Source organism: Streptomyces sp. NPDC052064 (assembly GCF_055585925.1).
This window is the reverse complement of the sequence record NZ_JBVJJE010000008.1, coordinates 379,655-391,117: the sequence shown is the minus strand read 5'-3', so window position 1 is coordinate 391,117 and position 11,463 is coordinate 379,655. Positions and strand designations below refer to the sequence as shown.

Here is an 11,463-nt window from a genome sequence, read left to right as displayed (position 1 = left end):
CGCGGCCGGCACGGACTTGCCGGCCCCGGGCCGCTCGCCGGCGTGGCGGGCGGGCACGGTTCAGCCGGCGGCCGTGTGCGCGGCTTCTCCCGCCAGTCCCCGGAGCAGCACCAGGGTGAAGCCGCGTACCCACTCCTCGTCCACCGGCTCCCCGCTCACCAGCGAGCGGTGGACCACCGCTCCCGCGACCATGTCGAAGATCAGGTCCGCTGTGCGGGACGCCGTGGCGGGGTCCGGTTCGGTTGGGAGCTCGCCTCTTGCCTGGGCTCGGGATCTGCCTTCCAGGACCAGGCGTTTCTGGCGGTCGACCACCGACTCGCGGATGCGTTCGCGCAGGGCGTCGTCGCGGGTGGCCTCCGCGACCACTGCCATCAGGCCGCTTCTCGCCTCCGGGCGGGCCAGGATCGTGGCGAACTGGAGGACGACGCCCTCGATGTCGGCGGCCAGTGAGCCGCTGTCCGGCAGCTCCAGCTCGTCGAAGAGCTCCGCGACCGCGTCGACGACCAGTTCGTTCTTGCCCGCCCAGCGGCGATAAAGGGTCGTCTTCGCAACCCCGGCGCGTGTTGCGACGTCTCCCAGGGTGAGTTTGGACCAGCCCAGTTCCACGAGAGCCTCGCGAGTCGCGGCCAGGATCGCGGCGTCCGCCGTGACGCTGCGCGGGCGCCCGGTGCGGCTGGCTGGGCGGCGGCTCTGCATGTCCTGACCATAAACCGGCGGGTCCTGTGTGGCCGTGAGGGAGATCACCGGGGGGTGGTGTTCCGGCGGTTCGGCGTGGCATTACGCTACGTCTCGTAGCGAAAGCCCGTGAGGGACGTACACGGGCTTCGGCGACACGGCGTGGGGTGGGGACCCGGCGCCAAGGGCACCCGACCGGCCCGGCTTTCACACCGTTTTTCACACGCGCGCGCAGTACGGGGGAGGATAGGCGCATGCAGCCACGGAACATGTCCATGAGCGGAGTCGTCGACCTCGCCGCGGTGAAGGCGGCCCAGGAGGCCAAGGCGAAGGCGGAGCAGGCGCGTGCACAAGCCGCCCGGGAGGGCGGCACGGGGGCGATCTCCCCGGCCGATCTCGTCATCGACGTCGATGAGGCGGGGTTCGAGAGGGACGTCCTCCAGCGGTCCGCCGAGGTGCCCGTCGTCATCGACTTCTGGGCCGAGTGGTGTCAGCCCTGCAAGCAGCTGAGCCCGGTCCTGGAGCGGCTGGCCGTCGAGTACAGCGGCCGTTTCCTGCTCGCCAAGATCGATGTCGACGCCAACCAGATGCTGATGCAGCAGTTCGGCATCCAGGGGATCCCCGCGGTGTTCGCGGTCGTCGCGGGGCAGGCGCTGCCGCTCTTCCAGGGGGCCGCGGACGAGGCGCAGATCCGGCAGACCCTGGACCAGCTGGTGCAGGTCGCCGAGCAGCGCTTCGGCCTGACCGGCCTCGCCGTCGACCCCGACGCCGAGGCGGGCGGCGCCCAGCCGGCTCCCGAGCGGCCGGCCGGTCCGTACGACGGGCTCCTCGAAGCCGCCGTGCAGGCACTCGACTCGGGTGACCTGAGCGGTGCCGTCCAGGCCTACAAGAACGTGCTGAGCGAGGACCCGGGCAACGAGGAGGCCAAACTGGGCCTCGCCCAGGCCGAGTTGCTCCAGCGGGTGCAGGGTGTCGACCCACAGCAGGTGCGCAGGGACGCGGCCGAGAAGCCGGCCGACGTGCAGGCGCAGATCGCCGCCGCCGACCTGGACCTGGTGGGCGGCCACGTGGAGGACGCCTTCGGCCGGCTCATCGAGACCGTGGCGCGTACGGTGGGTGACGACCGGGACACCGTACGGAAGCGGCTGCTGGAGCTGTTCGAGGTGGTCGGACCCGAGGATCCGCGCGTGATCGCGGCCCGCAGGGCCCTGGCTCGGGCCCTGTTCTGACCAGTCGTTAAACACGCGGGCCTGTGGTGCCCATGTGAAGAATTTGCTCACGGAGCGTCACCGCGGCCGCGTTTTACCAAAACTTGGTAATCGCGGCCGCTGTTACTGCGAGTAAGGCGCGGGCGTTGATCTGTCGGCTTCTGTCCATCGATCAACAGCTTTGCACCACTGTCCGGCAACACCCTGTGTCGTCGTCCGAGACCGGGGGGTCGTTGTTCGGTTATCCGGCCGTTACTAGCCAGTAACGAACCCCCTTGTGCGGGCGGCCAGAATGGACCACGATCGGCCACGCTCGGTCCATTCCCGTACCCCGGCAGCCGGTTGGGTCGCGGGACGTCCTGGGTCCCCACCGAGCAGAGCCGGCGGCAGTGGCGCCGGCTCTTGGACAGGGGGGTCTTCGCCCACTCGGCGAAGCCTGTCCAGCAGGGTTGTGCGTGATGCGTGTCAGGCGCGACCAGTGGTTGTCGCTCGGGGGTGATCGCCGGTGATTCGGGCGCGAGTTGCGCCGCCGAGTGCAGGCGCTCTCCTTCCCGAGGACGTAGCACTTCTCCCATCCCTGCCCGGCTGAGCCGCGATTCGGGGCGAGCCAGGACAGGAGATGTACGTCCGAGAAGGAGGAAATATGGAGTCCCAGGTGCGTGGCGGGACCAGATGGAAGCGGTTCGCTGTGGTGATGGTGCCCAGCGTCACCGCCGCGGCATGTGTGGGTGTCGGACTCGCGCAGGGGGCGCTGGCCGCATCGTTCAGCGTTTCCGGTCAGCAGTTCAAGGTGAAGGCCTCTCACCTGCACGGTGAGGGTTTCGCCCAGTACGGCGGGATCGACTCCGTCTACACGAAGACCGACGGCAAGGAAAAGACACAGGTTCCCGTCGCGATCTCGTCGTTCGACGACGCGACGATCACCAAGATGTGTCAGTCGGTCGCGACGCCGATCCCCCTCATAGGCAAGACGGTCTACCTCCGTCTTGAGGCGGGGAACAACCCCAAGAAGCCGGTCAAGGCCGAGAACCTCTACATCGATGTCGCCCAGCTCGATGCCGATGCGAAGTTCAAGAACATCGACATCGGTGTGGCGGTCCAGGACAAGACGCGTGGCCCGGAGGTCAAGGACACGAAGACCACGATGCCGGGCGGCTTCGCCCAGCAGGCCGAGACGGCTGACCTCACCAACGTCGAGCAGACGGCGTGGGCGACCACGGCCGGTACGTTCACGCTCAACGGCCTGTCGATGCGTCTCGGCACGGACAAGGATATGGAGTGCTTCTGACAGCCTCCGTGTCACGGGTTCCGCGGGGCGGCTGAGCCGTCTCGAAGGGGCGGGGAAACCGCGGTTTCCCCGCCCCGCGGGCCCGGCCCGGCCGTCCGCCGGGCGCCTTCACAGACTCACACCTTCCGGCTACTGAACGCCTACTTCCGAGCCGGTACGTACCTCCACCGGACCGAGGGAGCTGTTTTCCATGAGTGCCGAGACTCCGGTCCAGAGCGCCGGGACCTTCACCCGGCTGCGTCGGCGATTCCGTGAATGGCGGGGCAGCCGGCCGTTCTGGGCAGGCCTGTTCACCATCCTCGGCGGGGTGCCGATCGCCTACTTCCCCTACGCCACCCTGAAGCTGGGAACCATGTCGCTCACCATGGCGACCACCGCGGGTGCCGGCTCCCTCATCATCGGGGTCCTGCTGATCACGCTGGGCCTGACCATGTGGTTCCAGCAGGCGACGCGGGTCTTCGCCGGTGTCGCGGCGATCATCCTCGCTCTGGTGTCGCTGGTGGTCTCCAACATCGGAGGCTTCATCATCGGCTTCCTGTTCGCGCTGCTCGGCGGCGCGCTCGCGATCTCCTGGGCACCGGGCAATGCGGAGTCGGCGAGGGGCGAAGGCAAGTCGGCGAATCAAGGGCCGACGGGAGAGGGCGCCGTGGACACCGCTCCAGAGGGCGTGGCCGGTGAGCCGAGCCAGTCGCACTCTCCGTACGGGACCGGCGACGGCGGACCGGCGGACGGCGTCCGGCCCGAGGCCCACCACGGGGGGTACCGTGTCGGCTGACGCCCGCGACCAGTTTCCCGGGACCCAGGACCGGCCGAGAACGGGGCCTCGTCACGCGGCCCCCAAGAAGCCGCTGTTCACCCGGTTCCAGATGCCTGCCGGCAAGGCGATAGCCATGGCGGCGATGCCCACCGCGGTCCTCATGGGCATGGGATTCACCCCGACGCTCGCCCTCGCCGACGACCAGCCGTCGACGTCGAACAGCCTGAAGGCCGACGAGTACAAGGAGTGCCTCGCGGCGCTGGAGGCCGCCAAGGGCAAGGACGGCGCTTCTCCGTCGCCCTCGCCGAGCGGCAGCGAGGACGACGGCAAGAAGGACGAGAACACGTCCGAGCCGACTCCCTCGGCGCCCGCGGGCGGCTCGGACGCGGACAAGGGCTCTGAGGACTCGTCGGGTTCGTCGGATTCGGGTTCCGGCGACACGGGCGACAAGACCGAGCCCACGCCGGCCCCTTCGCCCTCCTCGGGCACGTCGGGCGAGGACGACGCGGCAACGCCGAGCCCGTCGCCGTCCCAGAGCCGCGGCAACGTGCTGGAGGACATCGGCGACGCGATCGGCAGCATCTTCGACGGCGGCAAGTCCACCGCGAGCCCGAGCCCCACGCCGTCCCCGTCCGGAGACACGGCCGGGTCCGAGGACACGAGCAAGGACGACGCGTCCGACACCGTCAAGGAGACCACCGACAAGGTCACCGACACGGCGAAGGACACCGTGAAGGACACGACCGACACGGCGTCGAAGGCGGCCGAGGACACCACCGAGGCCGCAGAGAAGGCGGCCGAGGAGGCGGCGGACAAGGCCACCGCCTCCCCCAGCCCGTCCGCGAGCCCCTCCGTGGACCCCGAGAACTGCCCGGCCGCCACGGACGCCGAGGGCGGCGTCGACAACCAGATCCTCGTGCCCGACGACCCCTGGTACCTGGAAGCCAGCTCGTTGACGCTGGACGGTGCCGACTACCAGGGCATCGTGGAGGTGAAAACCGCGAGCGGTGCCACCAAGAAGGTCCTGAAGTACGTCATCAACAAGAAGACCGTCATCGGGGACCTGCACCAGCTCGTCAAGGACAAGCAGTCCGGCAAGACCCACCATGTCCAGGCGGCGAAGGGCTCGGAGTCCACCATCACCGGCGGCAAGACGGTGATGTACACGGAGAAGATCTCGGGCAACCTGCTCGGGCTGGTCCCGGTCACGTTCGACCCGGAGCACCCGCCGCCCCTGAACATCCCGTGGATCTACTTCACCAACGCGAAGGTCACGCAGGCCGGCCAGTTCGGCGGCACGCTGACCGTGCCCGGGCTGCACCAGTACGTCACGGACTGAGGCGCGTAACCAACCGAGCGCCCCTCCGAGCCCGTTCGGGAGCCGCACACAAGCTGAGGGCGCCCCCTGTCGCAGGGGGCGCCCTCAGTGGCGTACAGGGGCCTTCACGGGCCTCCTCGGATCAGCTCTTCGCGCCGCCCAGGTGGTGGACGCGCACCATGTTCGTGGTGCCGGGGACGCCGGGGGGCGAGCCGGCCGTGATGATCACGGTGTCGCCCTCGTTGAAGCGGTTCAGCTTCATCACCTCCTGGTCCACCAGGTCGACCATCTCGTCCGTGCTGTTCACGAACGGCACGACGTGCGGCTCCACGCCCCAGCTGAGCGCGAGCTGGTTGCGGGTGGACTCGTCCGTGGTGAACGCGATGATCGGCTGGACGGCGCGGTAGCGGCACAGCCGGCGGGCGGTGTCACCGGACTGCGTGAAGGCCACCAGGCCCCGGCCGCCGAGGAAGTCGGCGATCTCGCAGGCCGCACGGGCCACCGAACCGCCCTGCGTGCGCGGCTTCTTGCCCGGGACGAGCGGCTGGAGGCCCTTGGACATCAGCTCCTGCTCGGCCGCGGTGACGATCTTCGACATCGTCTTGACCGTCTCGATCGGGTACGCGCCCACACTCGACTCGGCGGACAGCATGACCGCGTCGGCGCCGTCCAGGATCGCGTTGGCCACGTCGGAGGCCTCGGCGCGGGTCGGACGGGAGTTGGTGATCATCGACTCCATCATCTGGGTCGCCACGATCACCGGCTTGGCGTTGCGCCGGCACAGCTCGATCAGGCGCTTCTGCACCATGGGGACCTTCTCGAGCGGGTACTCGACGGCGAGGTCACCACGGGCGACCATCACGCCGTCGAACGCCATCACGACGTCCTCCATGTTCTGCACCGCCTGCGGCTTCTCCACCTTGGCGATGACCGGGACGCGGCGGCCCTCCTCGTCCATGATGCGGTGCACGTCCGCGACGTCCTTGGCGTCCCGGACGAACGACAGCGCGACCAGGTCGCAGCCCATGCGGAGCGCGAAGCGGAGGTCCTCGATGTCCTTCTCGGACAGGGCCGGCACGTTGACGGCCGCGCCGGGCAGGTTGATGCCCTTGTGGTCGGAGATGACGCCGCCCTCGATGACGATCGTCTTCACCTGCGGGCCCTCGACCCCGGTGACCTTCAGCTCGACGTTGCCGTCGTTGATGAGGACCTGGTCGCCCTTGGTCACATCGCCGGGCAGGCCCTTGTAGGTGGTACCGCAGATCGTCTTGTCGCCCGGGACGTCCTCGGTGGTGATGGTGAACTCGTCACCGCGGACCAGCTCCACGGGACCCTCGGCGAAGGTCTCCAGGCGGATCTTGGGGCCCTGGAGGTCGGCGAGGACACCAATGGCCCGGCCGGTCTCCTTGGCGGCGGCACGGACCCGGTCGTACCGGCCCTGGTGCTCGGCGTGCGAGCCGTGGCTGAAGTTGAAGCGGGCCACGTTCATGCCGGCTTCGATCAACGCGACAAGCTGCTCGTGGGAGTCGACCGCGGGGCCGAGAGTACAGACGATTTTCGAACGGCGCATGGGGGCGATCCTATCGGTTTGTTTCGCAACGGAATATTCCGTCTGGCGGAAAATACAAAAGGGCGGGATGCCGCTCAGGTGTGATTCCCCGAACCATTTACCAGCGCGTAGGTCTGTGTCGCGATCTCCAATTCCTCGTCAGTAGGCACCACCGCCACCGCGACCCGGGCACCCTCGGGCGAGATCAGCCGCGCCCCGTCGCCGCGTACGGCGTTGCGCTCGCCGTCCACCGCCAGGCCCAGTTCCTCCAGGCCCGCCAGGGCGGCCTCCCGCACGGGCGCCGCGTTCTCGCCGACGCCGGCGGTGAAGGCCACCGCGTCCACCCGTCCGAGTACGGCGTAATAGGCGCCGATGTACTTCTTCAGGCGGTGAATGTAGATGTCGAACGCCAGCTCCGCCTGCTCGTCGCCCTCGTCGACGCGACGGCGGATCTCCCTCATGTCGTTGTCGCCGCACAGTCCGATCAGACCGCTCTTCTTGTTGAGAAGAGTGTCGATCTCGTCGGCGGACATTCCACCAACACGCATCAAATGGAAGATGACGGCCGGGTCCATGTCTCCCGAGCGCGTACCCATCACGAGCCCCTCCAAAGGCGTCAGTCCCATGGAGGTGTCCACGCAACGACCGCCCCGCACGGCCGAGGCGGACGCCCCGTTGCCCAGGTGCAGCACGATCACGTTCGTCTCGGCGGGGTCCTTGCCGAGCAGCTCGGCGGTGGCCCGGGAGACGTAGGCGTGGGACGTGCCGTGGAAGCCGTAGCGCCGGATGCGGTGCTCGTCGGCCGTCTTCACGTCGATCGCGTAGCGGGCGGCCGACTCCGGCATCGTGGTGTGGAAGGCGGTGTCGAAGACCGCGACCTGCGGCAGGTCGGGCCGCAGCGCCCGGGCCGTGCGGATCCCGGTGAGGTTGGCCGGGTTGTGCAGCGGGGCGACCGGGATGAGCCGCTCGATCTCGGCGAGCACGGCGTCGTCGATCACCGTCGGCTCGGTGAAGGACTTCCCGCCGTGCACCACCCGGTGCCCGATCGCGGCCAGTTCGGGCGAGTCCAGGCCGAGACCGTCCTTGGCGAGCTCCTCGGCGACGGCCTTCAGGGCGGCGTCGTGGTCGGCGATCGCCCCGCCGCGCTCACGGCTCTCGCCGCCGGCCGGGGTGTGCTTCAGGCGGGAGGTCTGCTCGCCGATGCGCTCGACCAGACCCACCGCCAGCCGGCTGTCGTCGCGCATGTCGAGAAGCTGGTACTTCACCGACGAGGAGCCGGAGTTGAGGACGAGGACGCGGGTGGGGCTCACTGGGCGGTTGCCTTCTCGCTCGGGGACGGGGCGGGGGACTGGGCCTGGATGGCCGTGATGGCGACCGTGTTGACGATGTCCTGGACCAAGGCGCCCCGGGACAGGTCGTTGACCGGCTTGCGCAGACCCTGGAGCACCGGGCCGACGGCGATCGCGCCGGCCGAGCGCTGCACGGCCTTGTAGGTGTTGTTGCCGGTGTTCAGGTCGGGGAAGATCAGCACGCTCGCCTGCCCGGCGACCTCGGAGCCGGGCAGCTTGGTCGCCGCGACCGACGGCTCCACGGCGGCGTCGTACTGGATCGGGCCCTCGATCTTCAGGTCGGGCCGGCGCGAGCGGACGAGCTCGGTGGCCTCGCGGACCTTGTCGACGTCGGCGCCGGAGCCGGACGTACCCGTGGAGTACGACAACATCGCGATCCGCGGCTCCACACCGAACTGCTCAGCCGTGGTCGCCGACTGGATGGCGATGTCGGCGAGCTGCTGGGCGTTGGGGTCCGGGTTGACCGCGCAGTCGCCGTAGACGAGGACCTTGTCGGCCAGGCACATGAAGAACACCGACGAGACGATGTCGGCGTCCGGCTTGGTCTTGATGATCTCGAAGGCCGGGCGGATGGTCGCGGCCGTGGAGTGCACCGAGCCGGACACCATGCCGTCGGCGAGACCCTCCTGGACCATCAGCGTGCCGAAGTAGTTCACGTCCGAGACGACGTCGTACGCCAGTTCCACGGTGACGCCCCGGTGGGCGCGCAGGGACGCGTACTTCTCGGCGAAGGCGTCGCGCAGGTCGGAGGCGGCCGGGTCGATCAGCTGGGACTCGCCGAGGTCGATGCCGAGGTCGGCGGCCTTCTTGCGGATCTGGTCGACCGGGCCGAGCAGGGTCAGCTCGCACACGCCCCGGCGCAGCAGCACCTCGGCGGCATGCAGCACGCGCTCCTCGGTGCCCTCGGGCAGCACCACGCGGCGCAGGTCGGAGCGGGCCTGTTCCAGCAGCTTGTGCTCGAACATCATCGGCGTGACGCGGTCGCTGCTCGGCGCGGAGACGCGGCGCGCGAGCTCGGCGGTGTCGGCGTACCGCTCGAACAGGCCGAGCGCCCGCTCCGCCTTGCGCGGGGTGGCCGCGTTGAGCTTGCCCTCCAGGGAGAACAGCTGCTCGGCGGTGGGGAAGCTGGTGCCGGCCACCGACAGCACCGGGGTGCCGGGTGCGAGCCGGTCGGCGAGCGTGAGGATGTCGGTGCCGGGCACCTCGTCCAGGGTGAGCAGCACGCCGGCTATCGGCGGGGTGCCGGCGCTGTGCGCGGCGAGCGAGCCGACGACCAGGTCGGCCCGGTCGCCCGGGGTGACGACGAGGCAGCCCGGGGTCAGGGCGCCCAGGAAGTTCGGCAGCATCGCGCCGCCGAAGACGAAGCCGAGCACGTCCCGGGCCAGCCCCGAGTCGTCGCCCAGCACCACCTTGGCGCCGAGGGTGTGGCCGATCTGGGAGACGGTCGGGGCGGACAGCGCGGGCTCGTCGGGCAGGACGTAACAGGGCGCGGGGAGCCGGGAGTCGAGCTGGCCGGCGATCTCGTCGCGGTCCTCGCGGGCCACCCGGTTGGTGACCATGGCCAGGACGTCGCAGCCCAGCGTGTCGTAGGCGCGGTAGGCGTTGCGCGTCTCGGCGAGCACCGACTCGACGGTCTGCTTGCGGCCGCCCACGACCGGGATCACGGACGCGCCGAACTCGTTCGCCAGCCGGGCGTTGAGCGACAGCTCGTCCGGGAGCTGGGTGCCGGCGTAGTCGGTGCCGAGGACCAGGACCACGTCGTAGTCGCGGGCGACCAGGTGGAAGCGGTCGACGAGCGTGGACACCAGCTCGTCCGTGCCGGCCTCGGCCTGGAGGGCGGACGCCTCGTGGTAGTCCATGCCGTAGACGGTCGCCGGGTCCTGGGTGAGCCGGTAGCGGGCGCGCAGCAGCTCGAAGAGGCGGTCGGGTCCGTCATGGACGAGGGGACGGAAGACGCCCACCCGGTCGACCTGCCGGGTGAGGAGCTCCATGACCCCCAGTTCGACGACCTGGCGGCCGTCGCCGCGGTCGATGCCGGTCACGTACACGCTGCGGGTCACGCGCGCTCTCCGTTTCGTCTCGAGTGGGGATGCATATCAAGCCAATGGCTATCCAGCCACAGGCACAAAAATCGCCCACCGAGGTGAGCAGAACCCTCTTGACAATACCTCCGCCGCTAGATAAGGCGCCCGCCAGCCTCGGGTGCGGCACCGGGCTGTGGAGCGTGAAACAATCGACAGTGGCTCACCGGCATCAACAGCGAGCAGGAGACACAGCGCGATGCGTATCGGAGTTCTCACCGCAGGCGGCGACTGCCCCGGCCTGAACGCCGTGATCCGGTCGGTCGTGCACCGGGCGGTCGACAACTACGGCGACGAGGTCATCGGCTTCGAGGACGGTTACTCGGGGCTGCTGGACGGCCGCTACCGCACCCTCGACCTGAACGCGGTCAGCGGCATCCTGGCCCGCGGCGGCACCATCCTCGGATCGTCCAGGCTGGAGCGCGACCGTCTCCGTGAGGCCTGCGAGAACGCCTCCGACATGATCCATGAGTTCGGCATCGACGCGCTGATCCCGATCGGCGGCGAGGGCACGCTGACGGCGGCCCGCATGCTGTCCGACGCGGGTCTGCCGGTCGTGGGCGTCCCGAAGACGATCGACAACGACATCTCGTCGACCGACCGCACCTTCGGCTTCGACACGGCGGTCGGGGTCGCCACCGAGGCGATGGACCGCCTGAAGACCACCGCCGAGTCCCACCAGCGGGTGATGGTGGTGGAGGTCATGGGGCGCCACGCGGGCTGGATCGCGCTGGAGTCCGGGATGGCGGCCGGCGCGCACGGGATCTGTCTGCCGGAGCGGCCGTTCGATCCGGCCGATCTCGTGAAGATGGTCGAGGAGCGCTTCGCCCGCGGCAAGAAGTTCGCGGTCGTCTGCGTCGCCGAGGGGGCCCACCCCGCCGACGGCACCATGGACTACGGCAAGGGCGCCATAGACAAGTTCGGCCACGAGCGCTTCCAGGGCATCGGCACGGCACTCGCCCACGAGCTGGAGCGACGGCTCGGCAAGGAGGCCAAGCCGGTCATTCTCGGCCACGTCCAGCGCGGCGGCTCACCGACCGCGTACGACCGGGTGCTCGCCACCCGGTTCGGCTGGCACGCGGTGGAGGCCGCGCACCAGGAGCAGTTCGGCAGGATGACCGCGCTGCGCGGGACGGACATCGTGATGGTGCCGCTCGCGGAGGCCGTGACCGAGCTGAAGACCGTACCCAAGGACCGGATGGACGAGGCCGAGTCGGTCTTCTAGAGCGGGCAGGCCT

Annotated in this window: 9 protein-coding genes; 5 read left to right on the top strand and 4 right to left on the bottom strand. The window is 69.5% G+C overall.

Going from position 1 to position 11,463, the window contains the following annotated elements; genetic code table 11:
- Positions 1 to 60: 60 nt before the first annotated feature.
- A complete protein-coding gene (locus ACZ6TU_RS23685; protein WP_467681206.1) occupies positions 61 to 696 on the bottom strand; it encodes a TetR/AcrR family transcriptional regulator in 636 nt (211 codons plus the stop codon).
- A gap of 233 nt (positions 697 to 929) precedes the next feature.
- Between ACZ6TU_RS23685 and ACZ6TU_RS23680 the strand changes: the two genes are divergently transcribed.
- The 4 genes from ACZ6TU_RS23680 to ACZ6TU_RS23665 all read left to right on the top strand — a co-directional run bounded on the left by ACZ6TU_RS23680 (position 930) and on the right by ACZ6TU_RS23665 (position 5,267).
- Complete coding sequence (locus tag ACZ6TU_RS23680; RefSeq protein ID WP_467681204.1) at positions 930 to 1,904, top strand: tetratricopeptide repeat protein; 975 nt, start codon at positions 930 to 932, stop codon at positions 1,902 to 1,904.
- 622 nt (positions 1,905 to 2,526) lie between these two features.
- Positions 2,527 to 3,171: a DUF6230 family protein gene (locus ACZ6TU_RS23675; protein WP_467681202.1), complete on the top strand. Its 645-nt coding sequence runs from the start codon at positions 2,527 to 2,529 to the stop codon at positions 3,169 to 3,171.
- Between the two features lie 190 nt (positions 3,172 to 3,361).
- Positions 3,362 to 3,946: a DUF6114 domain-containing protein gene (locus tag ACZ6TU_RS23670; RefSeq protein WP_467681200.1), complete on the top strand. Its 585-nt coding sequence runs from the start codon at positions 3,362 to 3,364 to the stop codon at positions 3,944 to 3,946.
- A 91-nt stretch (positions 3,947 to 4,037) separates the two neighbouring features.
- Positions 4,038 to 5,267: a hypothetical protein gene (locus tag ACZ6TU_RS23665; protein ID WP_467681199.1), complete on the top strand. Its 1,230-nt coding sequence runs from the start codon at positions 4,038 to 4,040 to the stop codon at positions 5,265 to 5,267.
- Between the two features lie 121 nt (positions 5,268 to 5,388).
- Here ACZ6TU_RS23665 and pyk read toward each other — a convergent pair whose 3' ends face one another.
- From pyk to pta, 3 genes are all read right to left on the bottom strand, one after another.
- Positions 5,389 to 6,816, bottom strand: coding sequence for a pyruvate kinase (pyk, locus tag ACZ6TU_RS23660; RefSeq protein WP_467681197.1), 1,428 nt, complete (start codon positions 6,814 to 6,816; stop codon positions 5,389 to 5,391).
- Positions 6,817 to 6,890: 74 nt separating this feature from the next.
- Positions 6,891 to 8,105: an acetate kinase gene (locus tag ACZ6TU_RS23655; RefSeq protein ID WP_469550806.1), complete on the bottom strand. Its 1,215-nt coding sequence runs from the start codon at positions 8,103 to 8,105 to the stop codon at positions 6,891 to 6,893.
- Positions 8,102 to 10,204, bottom strand: a complete 2,103-nt coding sequence (gene pta, locus ACZ6TU_RS23650) for a phosphate acetyltransferase (protein ID WP_467681193.1) — start codon at positions 10,202 to 10,204, stop codon at positions 8,102 to 8,104. Before pta ends, ACZ6TU_RS23655 begins: the two co-directional genes overlap by 4 nt.
- 220 nt (positions 10,205 to 10,424) lie before the next feature.
- Here pta and ACZ6TU_RS23645 point away from each other — a divergent pair, with 220 nt between their 5' ends.
- Positions 10,425 to 11,450, top strand: a complete 1,026-nt coding sequence (locus ACZ6TU_RS23645) for an ATP-dependent 6-phosphofructokinase (protein ID WP_190054874.1) — start codon at positions 10,425 to 10,427, stop codon at positions 11,448 to 11,450.
- The last annotated feature ends 13 nt before the right edge of the window (positions 11,451 to 11,463 follow it).